This window comes from Streptomyces sp. Je 1-369, from assembly GCF_026810505.1.
In the GTDB taxonomy this organism is placed as follows: domain Bacteria; phylum Actinomycetota; class Actinomycetes; order Streptomycetales; family Streptomycetaceae; genus Streptomyces.
On the sequence record NZ_CP101750.1, the window covers coordinates 6,840,724 to 6,861,205 of the forward strand.

A 20,482-nucleotide genomic window follows, 5' to 3' on the forward strand; every position below is an offset into this window, starting at 1 on the left:
GTCTGAAAGATGTCTGAAAAGGGTCCCTGTCCGATCGGGCAGGGACCCTTCTCGCGGTCCCGGGGGTCCTAACTCTCCGACCGCACCGCCGCCACCGCCTTGCGCGCCGCCACCAGGACCGGGTCCCACACCGGGGAGAACGGCGGCGCGTACCCGAGGTCGAGCGCCGTCATCTGCTCCACCGTCATCTGCGCCGTCAGCGCGACGGCCGCCACGTCGACGCGCTTGCCCGCGCCCTCGCGGCCGACGATCTGGACGCCGAGGAGCCGCCCCGTGCGCCGCTCGGCGATCATCTTCACCTTCATCGGCGCGGCCCCCGGGTAGTAACCGGCCCGGCTCGTCGACTCGATGGTCACCGTCACGAAGCGGAAGCCCGCGGCCAGCGCGTCCTTCTCGCGCAGACCGGTACGGGCGATCTCCAGGTCGCAGACCTTGCTGACCGCCGTGCCGACGACGCCGGGGAACGTCGCGTAGCCCCCGCCCGCGTTGGAGCCGATGACCTGCCCGTGCTTGTTGGCGTGCGTGCCGAGCGCGATGTGCCGCTCGCGCCCCGACACCAGGTCGAGGACCTCCACGCAGTCGCCGCCCGCCCAGATGTCGTCATGGCCGCGCACCCGCATCGCCAGGTCGGTCAGGAGTCCGCCGTACGCGCCGAGCGGCAGACCCGCCTCACGCGCGAGCTTCGTCTCCGGACGTACGCCGATGCCGAGCACCACCACGTCCGCCGGGTACTCGGCGTCCGCCGTCACCACCGCCCCGGCCCGCCCGTCGTCGTCCGTCAGGATCTCGGTGACCTCGGCGCCGTTCACCATGGCGATGCCCATGCCCGTCATCGCGTCGTGCACGAGGCAGCCCATGTCCGGGTCGAGCGTCGCCATCGGCTCCTTGCCGCGGTTGACGACCGTCACCTCGTAGCCGCGGTTGACGAGGGCCTCCGCCATCTCGACGCCGATGTAGCCCGCGCCGATCACCACGGCGCGGCGGCCCGGCGTCCGGGCCAGCGTGTCGAGCAGGGCCTGGCCGTCGTCCAAGGTCTGCACACCGTGCACGTTGGGCGCGTCGATGCCGGGGAGCGCCGGGCGCAGGGGGCGCGCGCCGGTGGCGATGACGAGCTTGTCGTACGCCGTCCAGTACTCCTCGCCCGCCTCCGGATCCCGGGCCAGGACGCGGCGGCCCGGGACGTCGATCCGCACCACCTCCGTGCGCATCCGCAGATCGATCTCCCGCTCACGGTGCTGCTCGGGCGTCCGCGCGATCAGATCGTCCCGCTCGCCGACGTCGCCGCCCACCCAGTAGGGGATGCCGCAGGCGGAGTACGACGTGAAGTGGCCGCGTTCGAACGCGACGATCTCCAGTTCGTCGGGGCCCTTGAGCCTGCGCGCCTGCGACGCGGCGGACATGCCCGCCGCGTCGCCCCCGATGATCACCAGTCGCTCTCGTGTACTGCTCGTGCCGCTCATGGGCACACGCTACGGCGGGGTCGCCGCGCGCTCAGTCCTCGCCCTGTCCGTCGCCCGCGGCCCGGCGCATCCACCGGGGACGTACGACGCGCAGCCACAGCAGCGCGAGCAGCGCCACGACCGCCGCGAACGGCAGGACCGCCGCGAGGACGATCGCGACCCAGCGCAGCGCGGTCACGAACGCGTCCCAGCCGCCCCCGAGCGCGTCCCCGAACGACGGGTCGTCGTCCTGCGCGTCCGCCGTCGCCCCGTTCTCGGTGAGCGAGAGGGTGATCGTGGCCAGGCTCGTCCGGTCCTTCAGCGACGCCTGCTGGGCGAGCAGCGCCTCCAGGTCGGCCTGGCGGGTGCTCAACTCCCCCTCCAGGGTGACCACATCGCTGAGCTTGGTCGCCCTGTCCATCAGCTCCCGCACGCGCGCCACGCTCGCCCGCTGCGACTTGACGCGGCTCTCCACGTCGACGACCTGATCGGTGACGTCCTGGGCCTTCGCGTCCTTGCCGAGGAGCTTGCCGGTGCCTTCGAGGGCGGTGAGGACGTCCTCGTACTTGTCCTGCGGCACGCGCAGCACGACACGGGAGCGCTCGCGTCCCTCGCCGTCGCGCGAGGTGCTCTCGTTCCCCACGATGCCCCCGGCGTCCTCGGCCGCCTCGCGGGCCTCGTCCAGCGCCTCGGGCACATCGTCGACGCGGACGGTGAGCTTCGCGGTGCGGATGATGTGGGTGTCGGTGAGCTTGGGCTGCTCGCGGTCGGCCTTGCTGCCCGCGGCGCCCTTCCCGTTGCCCTCGGCCTGGAGACCCGCGGCCTTGTCGCTGCCCCCGGCACCGGAGTCGCTGCTGTCGTCCCCCGCGTTCGTGCACCCCGTGAGCGCGAGCGCGATCGCCAGCAGGAGACCGGCGAAGACCTGGATCGTGCGGTGCTGAGCGGACTTGCTGGACGCGCGCATCGGCGTACCCCCCGAGGAACGGTGACTGATGCTCCTACGACGGAGGAGCGGGGCACAACGATGGTTGCCGTGCGGTCCCGATGAGGTCACGGTGGGGACTCGCCGGTCGCGAGGACGGGGTCTGAGAGAGTGGAGGCATGCGCGCAACGGACACAGGTACGGGTAACGGTCACGCCGTCGTCATCGGAGGCGGGATCGCCGGACTGGCCGCCGCGCACCGGCTGCTCACCGCCGACCCGGACCGCAGGGTGACCGTCCTGGAGGCCTCCGACCGGCTCGGCGGCAAGCTCCACGCCGGGGAGATCGCCGGGGTCCGCGTCGACCTCGGCGCCGAGTCGCTGCTCGCCCGCCGCCCCGAGGCCGTCGCCCTCGCCCGCGAGGTGGGCCTCGCCGACCGCCTCCAGCCGCCCGCCACCGCGACCGCCGCGATCTGGACCCGCGGCGCCCTGCGCCCCATGCCCAAGGGCCACGTCATGGGCGTACCCGGCGACGCGTCCGCCCTCGCGGGTGTCCTCTCCGAAGAGGGCCTGCGCCGCATCGCACGGGACGGCGAACTGCCGCCCACCGAAGTCGGCGACGACGTCGCCGTCGGCGAGTACGTCGCCGCGCGCCTCGGCAGGGAAGTCGTCGACCGGCTCGTGGAACCGCTGCTCGGCGGGGTCTACGCGGGCGACGCGTACCGCATCTCGATGCGCTCGGCCGTCCCCCAGCTCTTCGAGGCCGCCCGCACGCACACCTCCCTCACGGAGGGCGTCCGCGCCATCCAGGCGCGCGCGGCGAAGAACCAGCAGACAGGGCCCGTCTTCATGGGCATCGAGGGCGGCGTCGGACAGCTGCCGCTCGCCGTCGCCGACGCGGTGCGCGCGCGGGGCGGCGAGATCCGCACGGGCACACCGGTCACCGAGCTGCGGCGCACCCCGACGGGCTGGCAGGTCGGCACCGAGGAGCAGGTCATCGACGCGGACGCCGTGGTCGTCGCCGTGCCCGCGCACTCCGCCGCCGCGCTCCTCGGCGTCGAGGCCCCCGCCGCCGCTGCCGAGCTCGCCACGGTCGAGTACGCCTCCATGGCGCTGATGACCCTCGCGTACCGGCGCAGCGAAACCGACCTCCCTGAAGGGAGCGGTTTTCTCGTCCCGCCGGTCGACGGGCACACCATCAAGGCGTCCACGTTCGCGTCGCGCAAGTGGGGCTGGATCGACGACGAGGACCCCGACCTGCTCGTCCTTCGGACGTCGGTGGGGCGGTACGGCGAGACGGAGATCCTGCGGCGCGACGACGCCGAGCTCATCGAACTCTCCCGGCGTGACCTGCGCGCCGCCACCGGCCTGGACGCCGAGCCCGTCGCCACTCGCGTCACCCGCTGGCACGACGGCCTGCCGCAGTATCCCGTCGGGCACCACGCGCGCGTGGCCCGTATCCGCGAGCACGTGGCCAAGCTGCCGGGACTCGCCGTGTGCGGAGCGGCGTACGACGGCGTCGGCATCCCCGCCTGCATCGCGAGCGCCCATGCCGCCGTCGACCAGCTGGGCGGCGACCGGGCCGGTGTGGAGGAGCTCACCCGCAACCCGGTGCAGAGTCTGCACGGCGGCGGAGGAGAATAGGGTCATGAGTGACGACGCCCCCGCCAAGACGCCCAACGCGGGCAAGAAGGCCAAGGACCTCAACGAGGTCATCCGCTACACCCTGTGGTCCGTCTTCAAGCTGCGCGACGTGCTGCCCGAGCAGCGCGCGGGCTACGCCGAAGAGGTCCAGGACCTGTTCGACCAGCTCGCCGCCAAGGACGTCACCGTCCGCGGCACCTACGACGTCTCCGGTCTGCGCGCCGACGCCGACCTGATGATCTGGTGGCACGCCGAGACCGCCGACGAGCTGCAGGAGGCCTACAACCTCTTCCGCCGCACCAAGCTCGGCCGCGCCCTCGAACCGGTCTGGTCGAACATGGCGCTGCACCGCCCCGCCGAGTTCAACAAGTCGCACATCCCGGCCTTCCTCGCCGACGAGACGCCGCGCAACTACATCAGCGTCTACCCCTTCGTGCGCTCCTACGACTGGTACCTGCTGCCCGACGAGGACCGTCGCCGCATGCTCAAGGACCACGGCATGATGGCCCGCGGCTACCCCGACGTGCGCGCCAACACGGTCGCCTCGTTCTCCCTGGGCGACTACGAGTGGCTCCTCGCCTTCGAGGCCGACGAGCTGTACCGCATCGTCGACCTCATGCGTCACCTGCGCGCCTCCGAGGCCCGCATGCACGTACGCGAAGAGGTCCCGTTCTACACGGGCCGCCGCAAGTCGGTGGCGGAGCTCGTGGCGGGTCTCGCCTAGGTAATTCGGTTGCCGCGCCTGTCCGGTGCGGGTTTCATCGAGAGGTCGAAGCCACGGACAGAAAGACGGTGAGTGTATGCCCAGGGCCCTGCGGAACAGCTCGGAGTCATCCCCTTCCGCAACGCTCAGGAGTCATCCTCACCATGTCCCGCAACACCTCTCGGCGGGCCCGCACTGAAGCGCGCGCCCAGTCCTTCCGCTGCCTTCAGTGCGGTCTCGACGTCCCGATGACCGCACCGGGCACCGACCACCGCAATCACTGCCCGAACTGCCTGTGGAGCCGTCACCTCGACGACACCCCGGGCGACCGGGCCGCCGACTGCGGTGCCCGGATGGAACCCCTCGCCATCTCCGTCCGCGGAGACGGCGAATGGGTCCTCGTCCACCGCTGCACCCACTGCGGCGTCCTGCACGCCAACCGCACGGCCGGTGACGACAACGCGCTGCCGCTGACGCGGCTCGCGGTGCGTCCGCTCGCCCAGCCGCCGTTCCCGTTGGAGCGCCTGGCCGCGCTGTGAACGGCTGGGGCAGGCCCTAGCGTTCCCTGGGAAGTTCCGCCGCCCGCACAGCGGTCGACGGACGGGGCTCCTTGTGCGGTGCGCACGACGCCGCGCGCCGTACGGGGAGCCTGCCCTCCAGGAGGTAGGCGTTCAGGTGGTCGTTGACGCACTTGTTGGGGCCGCCCGCGATGCCGTGCGTGCCGGCGGCGCGTTCGGTGACCAGGGCCGAGCCCGACAGTCTGCGGTTCAGCTCCTGGGCGCCCTCGTACGGCGTCGCCGCGTCGCGTTCGGCGGCCAGGATCAGCGTCGGCGGCAGCGCGCCCGCGGGCGTGCCCACGTCGAGGGGCTGCTGCCGGGGCGCCTCCCAGTAGGCGCACGGCAGGTTCATCCACGCGTTGTCCCACGTCTCGAAGGGCGCCACGCGCGCGAGCTCCGAGTTGTCGCGGTCCCAGGTCGCGAAGTCCGTGGGCCAGGGCGCGTCGTTGCACTCGACAGCCGTATAGACCGCGTTGCCGTTCTCGCTCTGGGCGGCGCCGCGAGGCTCGGGCGCGGCCTGCTCGATGAGCGGCTTCGGGTCGCCCTTCAGGTACGCGGAGAGGGCCGCCGCACGCATCGGCCAGTAGTCGTCGTAGTACCCGGCCTGGAGGAACGCGGATTGCAGCTGCCCGGGGCCGACCTTGCCGCCCGCGGGCTTGCGGGCCAGCGCGGCGTCCGCCTTCTCGTAGCTGCGCAGGACGTCGTCGGCCGTCCTGCCCAGGTGGTACGTCTTGTCGTGCTTGGCCACCCAGGTGCGGAAGTCCGCCCACCGCCGCTCGAACGCCAGCGACTGGTCGAGGTTGTTGCGGTACCAGACCTGCTCGGGGTCGGGGTTGACCGCCGAGTCGAAGACCATGCGGCGCACGTGCGACGGGTACAGCGTCGCGTAGACCGCCCCGAAGTACGTGCCGTACGACGCCCCCATGAACGTCAGCTTCTTCTCGCCGAGCGCCGCCCGCAGCACGTCCAGGTCGCGTGCGTTGTTCAGCGTGGTGAAGTGGCGTACGCCGGGGTTGCGTTGCACACACCCCCGCGCGTACGCCTTGGCGCGCGCGATCCGCTCCTGCTTGTACGCGTGGTCGGGGTGCGTGGGCGCCTGGGAGGGCGCGTGCGAGAAGTCCTTCGGGTCCTGGCAGGAGAGGGGCGCGGACCTGTCGACCCCGCGCGGCGCGTAGCCGACCAGGTCGTACGCCGCCGCGATGCGCTTCCACTCGGGCATGACGCCCACCAGCGGGAAGTACGTGCCCGACGCGCCGGGGCCGCCCGGGTTGTAGACCAGCGCGCCCTGGCGTGCGACCGCCTTGCCCGCTCTCTTCTTCGTGGCCTTCGTGCGGCTGACGGTCAGCTTGATGCGCTTGCCGTCGGGGTGGGCGTAGTCGAGCGGCACGGTGACGGTGCCGCACCGGACGGACGGGGGGAGGCCCTCAGCCTTGGCACAGGTGCCCCAGTGGATCCCGGCGGCCTCGGCGCGCTGGGCGGCGACGGCGACGCCGTGCGCCTCGGGGGAGGGAGGGGTGCCGGTCGCGCTGCCCGCGGGGGCGGCGACGAGGGCGGTCAGGACCAGGGACCCGGCGGTTCCGTACCGGGCGGCGGCTGCTCTCATCGCGCTTGTCTATCTTGTGGTATTTGGCTATGTAAAGCACCTGTGCGCAGGTGTCGTGGCAATGGCCCCTGTTGGGCCCGGACCGCTCACTTGCGCGGCCGGTGCGGCCGGTGCGAGAACGCCGCCCGCAGCCCCGGGTCCCCCGTGGCGCGGACCCCGCGCACGGCGACGGCCGTGAGCTCCTCGCCGCCCGCGGGCACCGCCCCGAGGAGCCGCTGGCCCGCGGGGGACGCCCACCGCGTGTACGGATGCACCTCGACGCGCGCGATGACCAGGCAGGCCGTGCAGAGCAGCAGCGGCAGCGCGAACCAGACCGCGACCGGCACCTGACCGTTCGACGCCGGACCGGACGGCACCGGGCCCTGCGCGGGCATCAGCACCGCCACGGTGCCCAGGGCGAGTACGACGCCCGTCGCCGCCCACACCTGCCGCACGGCCGCCGCGACCCCCGCCCCCAGGCCGTCCGGGACGGCCAGCCCCGCCGCGACGAGCCGGTCCGCGAGCGCCCGCACCGGGTGGGCGGCCGCGGCACCAAGCCGTATCGGCGCTATCGGCGACTGCCCGGCAGGACCGATCGCGCCGAGCACCGAACGCTCCATGTCGTCGCGGCCGACAGGGTCGACGACGGTCGCCCAGCCGGTGTGCGCGATCAGCAGCCGACGCGCCCTGGCCATCGCGACGAGCGTCACGTCGGCGACGCGGGACGGGCCTCCGGAGAGGAACGCCGTCTCGTACAGGGTGAGTTCGTGCCCGCGGCTCGCGGACCGCTCCTGGGCGGCGGCGCGGCTCGTGGCGAGACAGAGCCGACCACAGGACAGACCGGCCGCGGCGCAGGCGAGGAGGAGCAGAGGGACCCAGAACATGGCGGTTTTCTATGCGAAGGCGCCGCGATACGCCATGGCGTTTCCAGTATGTGGACACGGGGTGACGGGTGGGTAACGTTCCGTTTCCGTCGGTCAGTCGGTCCCGGGCTTGGGCCGGGACGCCGCGGGCGGCAGTGGGAACGTGGGCGACGGGGTGACCGGATTCGCGGAGCCGGGGGCGTCCGTGGGGCCCGGCGGGGCCGGTGAGCGGGTCGCGGGGGCGTCGGGGCCGGTGCTCGCCGCGTCCCGGGCGAGGCCCTCGAAGTCGACGAGGCCGGTCTCCTCCAGGACCGTGATGTGGTCGAGGACGGTCGTGTTCGTGTCGTCGGCCAGCGTGCGCACCAGCGAGTTGCGGGTGTTCGCGCGCACGTCGGCGACGACGGAGAACACCTTGCCGTGCGCGCGGCGCAGGATGTTCGCGAACTCCTCGTTGTACGTCTCCCCGCGGGCACCGCTCAACTCCGCCAGCCAGTCGCGCTGTTGCGCGTTCGGCTGGCTCGGCAGTTCCAGGTCGAGCCGGGTGGCGACCTCGCGTACGCGCGCGTCGAGGAACGTGTGGCCGTCCACGAGGTGCTTGCCCGCGGTCCGCACGGCCTTCGTGGTGCCGCGCTCCTCGGCCTGCTGCCCGGCGGGCAGCTCCCACAGGCCCGCGAGGCGGACTTTGGTGATGAAGTCCCGGTCCAGGGCGGAGAGCGGCCCGAAGTCGGTGGACACGGTGTCGGTGTCGAGCAGGTCGAGCGGGGTGCCCGAGCGGTCCTCGTAGGACCAGAGGGGGAAGAGCAGGGCGGCCACGGTCGCGACGAGTCCCGCGACGATGAGGCCGGTGCCGTTGATGGTTCGTAATCGCATGGTGCCTCCTGGTGCGGCACCGCACGTTAGTGCGCCGGGGGAGGGGCGCGGCCCGATACGGCCGGGAGTACGTCACCTGCCGTACCGGCCCCATGAGCCGTTGAGCGCGGCGTGCGCCCCCGGAAGGAGTCAGGACTGGGCGGACGGTGGTGAGGCGGGCGGTGCTGACATGGAGGGTGGTCACGCGGGCGGCCCGTTCAGGACGACCCGCCTCCGCCGCCCCCGCAGGACGAGCCCCCACCGCCCCCGCCGCAGGAGGATCCACCGCCCCCGCCCCCGCCGCACGACGAGCCGCCGCCCGAGCAGGAGGGGCCGCCACTGCCCGAGCAGGCGAAGCCACCGCTGTCGTCGCCCGCGTCCAAACCGCACCAGGCCGGTGTGCCGCCACCCTGTGCGTTCCACGCGGGCGCGTTCCGGTGCCCGGACCTGCCGGGGTCGGCGGGGACGGCGGGCGGGACGGGGAGCCGGGCCGCCGCGATCAGCTGGGAGCGGATGTCCGGGTGGGCCCGCGAGAGGCCGCGCGTCGCCACCTGGTGCGCGGCGCCGGGCAGATGGCGCGTCGAGGCGACGTACTGCCGCAGCGCGTACCGTCCCGCCACCGTGAGCTGCTTCGAAGTGACCCCGCGACAGATCACGCCGCTCACGATGCCGAACAGGGCGCCGGGCAGCAGGACCAGGATGTCGACGAGGGGTGACCCCGAACCGCCCGGCAGCGCGAGGCTGTCGGCGGACAACAGCAGAGCCGCGACAGCGCAACCCACGAACCCGAAGAAGGTCAGGACGATCTGCCTCCCGGCCCGGACGCGCCACTTCCGCCGGCGTCCCGGCCGCACCAGAAGACCCCGGCGGGCCAGCCCCTCACCCGTCTCCTGCACCGGCAGGCTGCGCATCACGGCCATCCGCAGCCGGTGCAGCGCACCGCTCGGCGCCGCGGCGTGGGCGTCGATGACCGCCTGCTCGGCGGCGTTCCTGCCGACGGACCCGGTGATCCCGACGACGCCGGGGCCCGCGACGACCAGGCGGCCGTCCTCGTGCAGACCCGCGATCAGCGCGTCCGCGGCGCGGGCGGGACCGCCGGCGAGGAAGGCGGCCTCCAGCGTTCCGCGTACGTGGACACCGTGCTCGGCGTCGAGCGGCCGCCTCCCCCGGTACGGGGAACCGGTGCGGCGGGCCGCCGCCACACCCCGGATCAGCTCGACGGCGGCGAGCGAGACCACGACCGTGTACACCATCGCCACGATGGTCATGGCGTCACCGCCTCAACAGGGCCCGGCGGGTGGCCCGCAGCAGTCGCGCCGCGGGGCGCCGCGACAGCGGGGCGGGCCCCGAACGCTCCAGCCACCAGTCGCGCAACCTCCGCCGGGCGTCCGCGTCCTCGGGGCGTCCCGCGAGCATCAGGTGCCAGGCGAAGTCCAGCGCGTCGTGCCGGTAGCCGCCGGTCATGGGCCGCGTCCTCGCGTACGCGAGGAACTCGCCGCGGTACGCCGCGCCGAGGATCTCCGGCAGCTCCGGCGCGACCTTCGCGACGACGTCGGCCCGCTTGGCGGCCAGGGCGTGGCTCTGCACCTTCAGCCGCGCGTGGTCGAAGCCCTCGGGCGCCGGGGTGCCCGCGACGAGCGCGGAGAGGAGGGCGGCCTCGGCGACGGCGGTGCGCTGACGGGCGGCGTCGGAGGCGGCAGGAACGTCACGGCGCTCGCCGAGGACGTCCACGACGGCATCGCCGGACGTCTTCACCGTCGTACGAATGGCATCCAACTCCCGCTCCAGCCCGCCCGGTTCAGGAAAGTTCTCATCCCGTTCCAGCAGGACCCCGGGCGGGGAAACACGCGACGCGAGGTCGGCGAGGACCGCGAGCACCGGCTCCGGCACGGGGTGCGCGTGACTGTCGTGCCAGACGCCGTCCCGCTCGAAACCGCCCGCCACATGGACGTACGCGATGGCCTCGACCGGCAGTTCATCGAGTGCCTTGCCCGGGTCCTCACCGCGGTTGACGTGATTGGTGTGGAGGTTGGCGACATCGATGAGGAGCCGTACGCCGGTGCGCTCGACCAGCTCGTACAGGAACTGCCCCTCCGTCATCTCCTCGCCCGGCCAGGAGACCAGCGCCGCGATGTTCTCCACGGCGAGCGGCACGGGCAGCGCGTCCTGCGCGATCCGAACGTTCTCGCAGAGGACATCCAGCGCGTCGCGCGTGCGCGGCACCGGCAGCAGGTGCCCGGCTTCGAGCGGTTGCGTCGCGGTGAGGGCGCCGCCCGCCCGTACGTACGCGATGTGCTCGGTCACCAGCGGCGCCCCGAGAGCCTCGACCCGCTCGGCCAGCGCCGTGAGCCGCCCCTCGTCGGGACGTTCCGCGCCACCGAGACCCAGCGAGACACCGTGCGGCACGACGGTCACACCGCGCTCGCGCAGCCGCAGCAGAGAGTCGGGCAGATGCCCGGGACACACGTTCTCCGCGACGACCTCGACCCAGTCGATGCCGGGCATGTCCTCCACGGCGCCCGCGATCTCGGGCCGCCAGCCGATCCCCGTTCCCAGCCGCTTCCCCAGCTGCCCCATATCAGCTCCCCCTTCGTCCCCCGTTGCCAGGACCATGGCCCCGGCCGGGTGGATCGAACCCTCGGGAGGAGACGTTCAGAGCTACATTTGAGGTTCCGGCCGACCGGTGTCGACCTCCCCGGGCGGCCCCGGCGAGGGCCTCGACGTGGTGGAGACATCGCCGCTCGGCCCGGCGGGCGCGGGCGCCGGGGGAACGGCTCCGGAGGGTGGGGGAGGGCCGGTGGGGCTGGCGGTCGCGGTCGCCGCGGCACCGTTCGCGATCCCGTCGAAGTCGACGAGCCCGGTGGCCTCCAGCATCGTGATGTGGTCGAGGACGGTCTGGTTGGAGTCCGTGGCGAGCTGCCGGATCAGGGAGTTGCGGGTGCTGTCGCGGACCTGCGCGATGACGCTGAAGACCTTCCCGTGCGAGACGCGCAGCAGGTTGGCGAACTTCCGCTGGTACGTTTCGCCGCTCGCCGCCGACAGTTCGTCCAGCCACCCCTGCTGCTGATCGGTGGGCTGGTTGGGCAGCTCGACGCTCAGCTGCGCGGCCACGGCGCGCGTCCGCTTGTCGAGGTCGGTGTGCCCGACGATGAGGTGGTCGCCCGCCTCCTTGACGGCCTCGGTCGGCGCACGCTCGACGGCCTGCTGCCCCGCGGGTATCTCCCACAGCCCGGCGAGCCGCACCTTCACGAGCAGGTCCCGGTCGGCCGCGGAGAGCGGCCCCCACTGCGTGGCCACGGACCCGGCGGCCAGATTGGCGGGCCCGGTGCCGGACCGGTCGGCGTAGGACCACACGGGGAACGCGATGGCCCCCAGTGTGGCGACGAGTGCCGCGATGATCAGAGCCGTGCCGTTGACGCGCCGCAAGGTGCCTCCCGTGGTGCTCCCGTGTCGCCGGTGGTACCGGGGAGTACGGAAGATACGGGTGGGGTGTTCAATCGCGCGAGATGTCGGTCAGGACTGGTGCCCGCGACGCAGGGCCGGGTGGTCGGCCACCACCGTGCATGAACCCGGGGTGATCTCGGTGAAGCCCGCGTCGCGGACCACCGGGAGGCCGCTCGTCGTGAGGGCGCGCCAGCGGGACGCGTCGGCGGTGCGGACCGAGAGGGGGAAGCCCGCGTCGCGCCAGGCCGCGCGGTCCTCGGGGGACAGTTCCCACCAGGCCAGCTGCGCGCCGTGCCCGGCCTGCGCCATGGACTTGCCCGCCGACATGTCGACCTCGGGGCTCATCCACAGGACGGGGTACGCCGGATCGGCCCCGGCCGGGGGCTCCGGGTCGTCGAGCTCCGTGCCCGACACCTGGAGGCGTGCCAGGTCCTTGGGCCAGCCGTCGAGGGGCACCGGCGGGTAGACCCGCACCTCCGCCGACTTGCCGGTGACCGTGATGCCCGGCAGCGCCTCGGCCCTGCGCCACTCCGCGCCGCGCGCCCTGCGCACCACCTTGCGGATCCGGGCGTCCTGCCAGTCGTGCATCGCCTGCGCCCACGGGCCTTCACCGAGGGACCGCTCGTCGCTCAGGATGGTCAGGACGGCGCGGGCCGCGGTCTCCAGGGCGTCCGTGCGGGCCGGGGGAGCGGCGCGCTCGATGTGGGCGACCAGCGGCAGCACGAACTGCGGGGCCTCGTCGCGGGCGTCCTGTGGTGCGGGGGTCGTCGGTTCTTCGCTGCTCACGTCCGCCAGTCTGCCAGCCGGGTGCCGCGGCCCGTGCGCGAGGATGACCCCATGGAACGTGATCTTGCGGTGCGGCTCGACGGGGTGGGCCGCCGCTACGGCGTGGGCGGCACGTGGGTGCTGCGCGGTGTCGACCTCGGCATACGGACGGGCTCCCTGATACGCGTCGATGGGGCCAACGGCACGGGGAAGTCAACCCTGTTGCGGCTGCTCGCCGGCATCGACGCGCCCTCCGAGGGGCGGGTGTCCGGGCGCCCGCGCACGGCGTTCGTCCCCGAGAGATTCCCCGCCGCCCTGCCGTTCACCGCCCTCGGCTACCTCACGCACATGGGCCGCGTGCACGGCCTCGGGGCCGGGGCGGCGCGGCGGCGCGCGACCGAGTGGCTGGAGCTGTTCGGCGCCGCCGCATACGGGCGTACGCCGTTGTCGGAGCTCTCCAAGGGCAGCAGCCAGAAGGTCGCCGTGGCGCAGGCGCTGCTGGCCGAGCCCGATCTGCTGGTCCTCGACGAGGCGTGGACGGGCCTGGACGCGCCCGCCCGCTCCGCCCTCGACCGCGCGGTGGCCGACCGTACGGCGGCGGGCGGTTCCGTGGTCTTCGTCGACCACGACCCGCGCCGGCTCCGGGGGGTGGCGGACGAGACGTACGCGGTGGTCGGCACGGCGCTGGATCGCCGTACGGCGGAGGACACTTCCGCTTCGGACCCGGATGACTGGGACGGGCCTCTCGTTCTGGTCGAGGTTCAAGGGCCGCCCGGTGCGGAGCTGCCGGAGTCGGTGGGGGCCGCGGCTGTGCAGACCCTCGCTGATACGGCCGACGGCACGTTGCGGTTGCGTGTGGCCCAGCCGCACTCGGATCGTGTCCTGCGGGAGCTGCTGGTGGCGCGGCCGCCCTGGCATGTGGTGGCGGTGAGCGCGGTGTCCGAAGTGGGCCAGGGGGAAGCGCGGGGCGCAGGTCGTGGCGAAGGGCGCGGTGAGGAGCTGTGACGACTGCGATGCCCTCTCGGTCCCCTCGGTCCCCTCGGTCCCCTCGGTCCCCTCTGTCCTCCCTCTCCCCTCTGCCTGCTCTGCTGCGGTACCAGACCGCCCTGCTCGTCCGCTCCCAGCGCTGGCTTCCCCCGGTGATCCTCTACGCCGTCTTCCTCGGCATCGGCGTACAGGGCGGCCAGCCGATCCTGGACTCGCTCGCGTACGCCGCCGGGGCCCTGTTGCCCGTGGCCGCCTGGCTGGTGCGGATCTGCGTGTCCAACGAGCCGCCCGCCGCCCGGAGTTGTTCCGCCGCGGCCGCGGGGCCCGGGCGCGCGCATCTCGCCTCGCTGCTCGCCGGGTTCCTCGCGTCGTCCGCGCTCGGCGGTGCGGCGGCACTCGTCGTGACGGTCATCAGTGACGCGGCGAGCACGAACTCGCGGGTGCCGGTGCCGCGGCTCTCCGCCGGGGTGACGGGGCTGCTGGCGATGCTGGTCAGCGCGTCGCTCGGCACGGCGCTCGGGGCGCTGGCCAACTGGCCGCTGCTGCGTTCCGCGGGGCGGGCCGTGCCCGCGATGCTGCTCGGCGCGCTGCTCCTGCTCGTCACCACGGGTTCCCCGGCGAAGTCGGTCCTCACCGACCTGACCACGGGTTCGCGGGAGGGCACGGTGCCGCTGCCACTGGGTGCGCTCGCGGGGGCGCTCGCCGTCGCGGCGGCCGCGATGTGGGGGGCGTGCGCGCTCAGTTCGCGGCGGGGGTGAGTCGGGGTGGTGCCGTCACCCCGAGCAGGCCGCCCGCTCCGCCTCCCGCCACTCGCACACGGGGCAGAGGGTGATGCCCTTGTGGGACTCGGGGTACTCCGTCGGCGCCCGGCACAACACGCATTCAGCGAGGGCTTCCGCCGTGCCGGTCGCGGGCGTACCGGTCTCGGGCGTGCTGGTCTCGGGCCTCCCGGTCTCGGGCCTCCCGGTCTCCGTGCCGCTGTCCTCGCTCTCGGCCTCATCCGTCATGCCGCCACCCTAGCCACGCGTCCCAGCACCTCCCGCCGCCCTGATCTGCTCCGACACCCGGACGAAGCGGTAGCCGCGTTCCCGTAGCTTCGGGATGACCGTGCGCAGGGCGCGTTCCGTCGCGGGGGCCGCGCTGCGGGTGCAGTGCATGACGACGACCGAGCCGGGCCGCACCCCGTCCAGCACCTGCCGCGCCACCGCCGAGGGGTCCGTCGCGAAGGCGTCGCCGCTGACCACGTCCCACTGGACGGCGGTGACGCCGCCGGGGGCGAGGGCGCGCAGGGCCCGCCGGTCGTAGCAGCCGCCGGGGAAGCGGAAGTACGGGACGGGGTGCTCGACCCCCGCCGCGCGGAACGCGGTGAACGCGCGCTCCATGTCGGCACGCATGCGGGCCGCTGGAACGGTCGGCAGTCCGTAGCAGCGGCCGGTGAAGGCATGGTGGCTGTACGAGTGGTTGGCGACCTCGAAGAGCGGGTCGCGTCCGATGGCCTTGGCCTGCGCCGGGTACTCCTCGGCCCACCGCCCCGTCATGAAGAACGTCGCGGGCACCTTGAGCCGCCGCAACGTGGCGACCAGCGCGGGGTTGTCGAACCGTTCACCGGCCGCCGCGCGCGGCCCCTGGTCCGCGGTCATGTCGGCGTCGAAGGTGAGGGCGACGGTGCGGCCGCGGGCCCGGGGCCCGTTCTCGAACACGGGCGTCAGGCCGGACGGGCCGGGCGCCAGCGTGGGCGGGGCGGACGGCAGGGGGGCGGCGGCGCTCGCCGGGGGGCGGGCGGGACGGTCCGCGTCACCGGGCGACGTGGCGGTGTCACCGGCGCATCCGGCGAGGGCGGCGGTCAGGGTGCCGAGGGCGCAGAGCGCGGCGCATCTCCGTACGAGAGTGATCACCCGTTGAACATATATGTATGAATGTAGTAAATCGGACTAAGGGGTGGCCCGGGGGCGGGTATCGCCACCCGTCCGGGCTCGTCGCACGTCCCGGCACGTCCCGGCCGCACGTCCCCGCCGTCGTGCGTGGCGTTTACAGCCAGCCGTCCAGCGATCCCATGAACCCCTCGAAGTCGTCCCGGTGAATCGTGTGCCCCGCCCCCCGCACCGTGCGCACCTCGAACCCGCGCCGCGCCAGCTCCTCCTTGAGTGCGTCGGAGACGACGGCGCTCGGGTCCGCCACCTGTACGAGCGAGGGCACGGCCGGCGCGGCCGGGGTGTGGTCGACCGCGCCCGCGCCGGATATCGAGAGCGCGGTGTCCGGGTCCCAGACGGCCAGCGTGGCCATCTCGACGTCCACGTCGGCCGCCCCCCAGCGCGGGTTGAACTTCGCGAGGACGTCGCGCGGTATGTGCCGGAACTCCACGAACAGCGCGGGGTCGATCACGCCCTCGCCGCCGAGCGCCCACGCCGGATCGGAGTACACGGTCCGCGCGGGCGCGAGCCGCTCCGCCGCGAGGGACAGGGCGAGCCCGCCGAGCGAGTGCCCGATCGCCAGCTCCGCGCCGACAGGCAGCGTGTCGACGAGGTCGTCCGCGAAGATCTCCGCCCCGTACTCGCCGCGTCCGCTCGCGCCGTGACCGCGCAGGTCGACGCCGATCACCCGGTACCCCTTGTCGGCGAGGGCGGGACCCACGCGCCGCCAGGTGCGGTGGTCCGACATGATCCCGTGGACCAGGACGGCGACGCGGTCGCCGGATCCCCACTCGTGGGTGTGCAGCTTCATGGTGGCGGTGCCTCTCTCGTGCGCGGCCGGGCAGTTGTTCCCGGATCCTCTACAGATCTTGTACGTGGGCTGTTCCGCTCCCGTGTCCGGCCCCCGCGACGGATGTTTTGAAGCGACTGATTCAGAATGTGCTAGCGTCCGGCCTTGTTCGTTCGTTCTGGAGCACTTGCTTCAAAAAAGGGGGCCGCCTCCATGCCGCTCGCGGTGTACATAATCGGGCTGGGCATCTTCACCCAAGGAACCTCGGAGTTCATGCTGTCCGGCCTCCTGCCGGGCATGGCCGACGACCTGGGGGTCTCCATCCCCGACGCCGGGCTGCTCATCTCGGCGTTCGCGATCGGCATGGTCGTCGGCGCCCCGCTGCTCGCCGTAGCCACCCTCCGGTGGCCGCGGCGCACGGCGCTCGTCTCGTTGCAGGCGGCCTTCGTCGCGGCGCACGTCGTCGGCGCGCTCGCGCCCGGCTACGCCGTCCTGTTCGTGACCCGCGTGATCGGCGCCCTCGCGTACGCCGGGTACTGGGGCGTCGCCGTCGCCACCGCGGTGGCGCTCGTCCCCGCGGACGCCAAGGCACGGGCGGTCGCCGTGGTCGCGGGCGGGCTGACGCTCGCCACCATCGTCGGCGTCCCCGCGGGCACGCTGCTCAGCCAGGTCTCCGACTGGCGCGCCGCGTTCTGGGCGGTGGCGGCGGCCACGGCGGTCAGCGCCGTCTGCACGCTGCTCTTCGTCCCGGGCGGCAGGGGCGGCAGAGTCAGCAGGGGGGACCGGGACGGCCGGGGTGCGGGCGAGCAGCCCTCCGTCGGGGCCGAGCTGCGCGCCATGGCGCGACCGCAACTGTGGCTCTCGTACGCTGTGACCGCCTTCGCCTTCGGCGCCGTCATCGTCACCTTCAGCTATCTGGCGGCCCTGCTCACCGAGGTGACCGGGGTCCCCGAAGGGTGGGTGCCCGCCGTCCTCGCGCTGTTCGGCGTCGGCGGGATGGCGGGCATCGTGATCGGTGGACGCACCGGCCAGACGCGGCCCCTCGGCACGCTCGGCGCGGGGCTCGGCGCCCTCGCCGTCTTCTCCGCGCTGCTCGCGCTGACGGCACACGTCACGGCCGTGGTGATCGCCCTGGTCCTCCTGCTCGGCTTCGTCGGCTACGTCACCAACCCCGCCCTGCAGTCACGGGTGTTCGCCCTCGCGCCGGGCGCGCCCACGCTGGTCGGCGCGACCAACACGGCCGCGTTCAACGTCGGCAACACGGTCGCCCCGCTCCTCGGCGGCCTGGCCATCGACGCCGGGCACGGTTACGCCTCCGTGGCCTGGGTCGGTGCGGTGCTGGCCGCCGTGGGTGCGGCGGGCGTGCTGTGGGCGGCGACTCTGCAGCGGGCGGAGCGGGAACGGGTGGAGCGGGAGCAGGCGGAGGACCCGTTTTGTATGTGTGTTCCAAAACGTCTACCGTAGGCCCATGGCGAGACCCCGAGAGTTCGATGAGGACCGCGTCGTCACCGCGGCCATGGAGACGTTCTGGCGCCACGGGTACGAAGCGACCTCGACGCGCGATCTGTGCGACAGCACGGGGCTCGGCCCCTCCAGCCTCTACAACACCTTCGGTGGGAAGCGGCAGCTCTACCTCCGTGCCCTGCGGCGCTACCACGACACCGCCACCGCGGAACAGGTCGAGATCCTGCGCGGCGACGGGCCCGCCAAGGAGCGGCTGCGCGCCATGATGATGCACGCCGTCGACGCCGACCTCGACGAGACGGGGACGCGCGGCTGCTTCGCCGTCAACGCCGCCATGGAGGCCGCCGGGTTCGACCCGGAGGTCAGGGAAGCGGTGCGGCGCAGCTTCGACCGGGTCGAGGACGAGCTGTGCGCGGTCGTCGAGGCGGGGCGCGGCGCGGGGGAGATCCGCGCCACGGGTGACGCCAGGGTCGTGGCCCGCCGGGTCCAGAGCACGTACTACGGCCTCCGTGTCCTCAGCCGCGTACAGGACGACCGCGAGGTGCTCCTCGCCACGGTGGACGGCGCGCTCGCCGACCTGTGACTGCGTGCGTGCGCGCGCATGCGGCCCGCTGACGCTCCGCTCACGCGCTTCGCGTTGCCGTTTATCGGACGTTGATCGGGCGGGTCGATGCTTCTTCGCAGGTTCATGTCCGGCATGGACCGACGGAAACGACCGGAGGTATGCACATGAAGGTTGTCCGCTCCCTCAAGAAGAAGATCACCGGCGAGAAGAGCCTCAAGGCGTACGCCTGGTACCACTGGTACTAGGCCGACCCTGCTCTCGACCGTAGGGACGTAATGCGCCGTTGAGGTCCGCGCCCGGCGTGCCGCGAACCGGCCGCCGGGCCCGGGCCTCCCGCTCTGGGAGACCCCCGATGTCCATTTCCGGCACCGACCGGCTCGCGCGGACCACCGTCTTCACGCCGCGACTCGACGCCCTGCTGCGCGACCACCGCGGCCAGGACGTGTTCCGCCTGGACGACGACACCGTCGGCGTCGCCGGGCCCGCGATCACCGACCAGATCCTCGCCGCACGGCCCGCCACCGAGCGTGAACGCCCCACCTTCAAGCCGCTGCACGGGCGTTCCATCCCGCGCACCGAGGCCGCCACGGTCATGCAGGCCATCGGCCGTGACGTGCGGGCGGCGCTGAAGAAACCCGTGCCCGGCCGGCTCGACCTCTCCGGGGAGTGGCCGCACGTCGGCCACGTGTACCTGCGCGATCTGATCCTCGGCGCCGACCCGTACCGGCTGCGCATCCTCATGGACCGCACGCTGGAGCTGACGCCCAAGCTGACGTGGACGGTCATCGCGACCGGCGCCGCCCTGCCCGGCAGGCTCCGCCCCGGCGCGCCCGTCACCAGCATCGCGAGCCTCACCGCGAACGCCACGACCTACAGCGACCGCCGCTACGCCATGGGCCTGTACCGGCGCGCGGCCGCCCCCGTCTGCTTCACGGTCTCCACGCTCGTCGCCAACGCGTACTGGCTCGGGGCGCCCTTCGACGACGCGACACCCAACGAGCACATCCTGTACGAGTCCATGCGGCTGCTCCCGCCGTCCTGGAACATCCTGCGCAACGCGTCCCCCGAGTACACCGCCCTCGACGACCGCATCGGCACCGGCGACGACGTCCTGCTCCTGCCCCTGCTCAGCCACCGCGATCCGGAACTCTGGGACGATCCCGACGTGTTCCGCGCCGACCGGTGGGCCACCCTGGACCCCGACGACCACCCCGGCTACCTCCCGTTCGGCCACGTCTCCGAACGCTGCTGGGGCCGTCACATGGTGATGCCCCTGGCCGGCATGCTCCTCGACGTCCTGCGCGCCGAGGGCGCGACGGTCGACCCCCGCCAGACCACGGCGAAGGTTCCGCTCGCGGGTCTGCTCGGTGTCGACAAGGTGCGGCTCGTGCGGGCGGGCCGAGCGTAGGAGTGTGAGCAACACCGCACTCCGGGGCGCCAGTTGTGCACTGGCGCCCGACCGGCGTGACAGGGCATGGTGGGAGTTCGGACGCAGGGAGTGATGAGCATGGCTGCGAACTACCGGCGCATGAGCGCCCGTTCTCACGGGAAGTGACCCCGGTCGCCGGGGCCGGCCCCGGACGCAGCCCTGCCACTGACCCACGTCGGACGCGTCTCCGTCGGCCACTCGGCATCCCGGATCCCGGATCCCCTGACCGGATCATCGGATCCCGACCTTCACCCGCTCCGGCCTGCCGACGGAGGAACCGCCATGACCACCATCCTCATCGAACTCGCCGCGGGAACCCCTGAGTTCCTGCTCGCCGCTGTCGTCGTGATCGCCGTGACGTTCCTGGCCGCCCTCGCCATCGCGGTCCGGGGCACGGCCCCCGAGGAACGCGAGGCCGTCCTGCGTGCCTTCGCCCAGATCCTGCCGATACGACGAAGATAGGGGCCGGGTGAACGTGCGGGCCGGCCGACGAGAACTGCGTTCACGCGACGTATCCCCAGGCGTAATCGCAGCTGCTTGGATGTGCGGGCCCGCAGCAATCATCCCCGC

At 73.1% G+C, this 20,482-nt stretch carries 22 protein-coding genes; 10 read left to right on the forward strand and 12 right to left on the reverse strand.

The window, feature by feature from the left end; translation table 11 throughout:
• Nucleotides 1–68: 68 nt before the first annotated feature.
• Both NOO62_RS30810 and NOO62_RS30815 read right to left on the reverse strand, forming a co-directional pair.
• Nucleotides 69–1,460, reverse strand: a complete 1,392-nt coding sequence (locus NOO62_RS30810) for an FAD-dependent oxidoreductase (protein ID WP_268774058.1) — start codon at nt 1,458–1,460, stop codon at nt 69–71.
• Nucleotides 1,461–1,491: 31 nt separating this feature from the next.
• Nucleotides 1,492–2,403: a DUF4349 domain-containing protein gene (locus NOO62_RS30815; protein WP_268774059.1), complete on the reverse strand. Its 912-nt coding sequence runs from the start codon at nt 2,401–2,403 to the stop codon at nt 1,492–1,494.
• A gap of 137 nt (nt 2,404–2,540) precedes the next feature.
• On the opposite strand from NOO62_RS30815, the gene hemG reads away from it, so the two are divergent.
• From hemG to NOO62_RS30830, 3 genes are all read left to right on the forward strand, one after another.
• Complete coding sequence (hemG, locus tag NOO62_RS30820; protein ID WP_268774061.1) at nt 2,541–4,004, forward strand: protoporphyrinogen oxidase; 1,464 nt, start codon at nt 2,541–2,543, stop codon at nt 4,002–4,004.
• A gap of 4 nt (nt 4,005–4,008) precedes the next feature.
• A complete protein-coding gene (gene hemQ / locus NOO62_RS30825) occupies nt 4,009–4,728 on the forward strand; it encodes a hydrogen peroxide-dependent heme synthase (RefSeq protein WP_268774062.1) in 720 nt (239 codons plus the stop codon).
• 143 nt (nt 4,729–4,871) lie between these two features.
• Nucleotides 4,872–5,246: an RNHCP domain-containing protein gene (locus tag NOO62_RS30830; protein WP_268774063.1), complete on the forward strand. Its 375-nt coding sequence runs from the start codon at nt 4,872–4,874 to the stop codon at nt 5,244–5,246.
• A gap of 16 nt (nt 5,247–5,262) precedes the next feature.
• Here NOO62_RS30830 and NOO62_RS30835 read toward each other — a convergent pair whose 3' ends face one another.
• From NOO62_RS30835 to NOO62_RS30865, 7 genes are all read right to left on the reverse strand, one after another.
• A complete protein-coding gene (locus NOO62_RS30835) occupies nt 5,263–6,867 on the reverse strand; it encodes an alpha/beta hydrolase (protein WP_268774064.1) in 1,605 nt (534 codons plus the stop codon).
• 86 nt (nt 6,868–6,953) lie between these two features.
• The gene (locus NOO62_RS30840) at nt 6,954–7,730 is read right to left on the reverse strand and encodes a TIGR04222 domain-containing membrane protein (RefSeq protein ID WP_268774065.1); all 777 of its coding nucleotides are present in this window, start codon (nt 7,728–7,730) and stop codon (nt 6,954–6,956) included.
• Between the two features lie 93 nt (nt 7,731–7,823).
• Nucleotides 7,824–8,579 carry a DUF4142 domain-containing protein gene (locus NOO62_RS30845; RefSeq protein WP_268774066.1) on the reverse strand — a complete coding sequence of 252 codons (756 nt, stop codon included), beginning with the start codon at nt 8,577–8,579 and terminating at the stop codon, nt 7,824–7,826.
• 197 nt (nt 8,580–8,776) lie between these two features.
• The gene (locus NOO62_RS30850; protein WP_268774067.1) at nt 8,777–9,826 is read right to left on the reverse strand and encodes a TIGR04222 domain-containing membrane protein; all 1,050 of its coding nucleotides are present in this window, start codon (nt 9,824–9,826) and stop codon (nt 8,777–8,779) included.
• A 4-nt stretch (nt 9,827–9,830) separates the two neighbouring features.
• Nucleotides 9,831–11,135 (reverse strand): DUF692 domain-containing protein, encoded by a 1,305-nt coding sequence (locus NOO62_RS30855; RefSeq protein ID WP_268774068.1) that lies wholly within the window; start codon nt 11,133–11,135, stop codon nt 9,831–9,833.
• Between the two features lie 81 nt (nt 11,136–11,216).
• Nucleotides 11,217–11,984 carry a DUF4142 domain-containing protein gene (locus NOO62_RS30860; RefSeq protein WP_268774069.1) on the reverse strand — a complete coding sequence of 256 codons (768 nt, stop codon included), beginning with the start codon at nt 11,982–11,984 and terminating at the stop codon, nt 11,217–11,219.
• A gap of 87 nt (nt 11,985–12,071) precedes the next feature.
• Entirely contained in the window at nt 12,072–12,788 is a 717-nt protein-coding gene (locus NOO62_RS30865; protein WP_268774070.1) for a peptidyl-tRNA hydrolase, read from the reverse strand.
• Between the two features lie 51 nt (nt 12,789–12,839).
• On the opposite strand from NOO62_RS30865, the gene NOO62_RS30870 reads away from it, so the two are divergent.
• Nucleotides 12,840–13,772 (forward strand): ATP-binding cassette domain-containing protein, encoded by a 933-nt coding sequence (locus tag NOO62_RS30870; RefSeq protein WP_268774071.1) that lies wholly within the window; start codon nt 12,840–12,842, stop codon nt 13,770–13,772.
• Between the two features lie 71 nt (nt 13,773–13,843).
• The gene (locus NOO62_RS30875; RefSeq protein ID WP_268775857.1) at nt 13,844–14,512 is read left to right on the forward strand and encodes an ABC transporter; all 669 of its coding nucleotides are present in this window, start codon (nt 13,844–13,846) and stop codon (nt 14,510–14,512) included.
• A 15-nt stretch (nt 14,513–14,527) separates the two neighbouring features.
• Here NOO62_RS30875 and NOO62_RS30880 read toward each other — a convergent pair whose 3' ends face one another.
• The 3 genes from NOO62_RS30880 to NOO62_RS30890 form a co-directional block, all read right to left on the reverse strand.
• Nucleotides 14,528–14,761, reverse strand: a complete 234-nt coding sequence (locus tag NOO62_RS30880) for a hypothetical protein (RefSeq protein WP_268774072.1) — start codon at nt 14,759–14,761, stop codon at nt 14,528–14,530.
• 9 nt (nt 14,762–14,770) lie between these two features.
• The gene (locus NOO62_RS30885; protein ID WP_268774073.1) at nt 14,771–15,649 is read right to left on the reverse strand and encodes a polysaccharide deacetylase family protein; all 879 of its coding nucleotides are present in this window, start codon (nt 15,647–15,649) and stop codon (nt 14,771–14,773) included.
• A gap of 133 nt (nt 15,650–15,782) precedes the next feature.
• Nucleotides 15,783–16,475, reverse strand: coding sequence for an alpha/beta fold hydrolase (locus NOO62_RS30890; RefSeq protein ID WP_268774074.1), 693 nt, complete (start codon nt 16,473–16,475; stop codon nt 15,783–15,785).
• 192 nt (nt 16,476–16,667) lie between these two features.
• Here NOO62_RS30890 and NOO62_RS30895 point away from each other — a divergent pair, with 192 nt between their 5' ends.
• From NOO62_RS30895 to NOO62_RS30910, 5 genes are all read left to right on the forward strand, one after another.
• The gene (locus NOO62_RS30895) at nt 16,668–17,918 is read left to right on the forward strand and encodes a Cmx/CmrA family chloramphenicol efflux MFS transporter (protein ID WP_268774075.1); all 1,251 of its coding nucleotides are present in this window, start codon (nt 16,668–16,670) and stop codon (nt 17,916–17,918) included.
• Between the two features lie 4 nt (nt 17,919–17,922).
• A complete protein-coding gene (locus NOO62_RS30900) occupies nt 17,923–18,501 on the forward strand; it encodes a TetR/AcrR family transcriptional regulator (RefSeq protein WP_268774076.1) in 579 nt (192 codons plus the stop codon).
• A 146-nt stretch (nt 18,502–18,647) separates the two neighbouring features.
• Nucleotides 18,648–18,728 (forward strand): tryptorubin family RiPP precursor, encoded by an 81-nt coding sequence (locus NOO62_RS39330; RefSeq protein WP_223828759.1) that lies wholly within the window; start codon nt 18,648–18,650, stop codon nt 18,726–18,728.
• Nucleotides 18,729–18,835: 107 nt separating this feature from the next.
• Nucleotides 18,836–19,891 carry a cytochrome P450 gene (locus tag NOO62_RS30905; RefSeq protein WP_268774077.1) on the forward strand — a complete coding sequence of 352 codons (1,056 nt, stop codon included), beginning with the start codon at nt 18,836–18,838 and terminating at the stop codon, nt 19,889–19,891.
• Nucleotides 19,892–20,194: 303 nt separating this feature from the next.
• Nucleotides 20,195–20,374 (forward strand): hypothetical protein, encoded by a 180-nt coding sequence (locus NOO62_RS30910; protein WP_268774078.1) that lies wholly within the window; start codon nt 20,195–20,197, stop codon nt 20,372–20,374.
• Nucleotides 20,375–20,482: the final 108 nt, after the last annotated feature.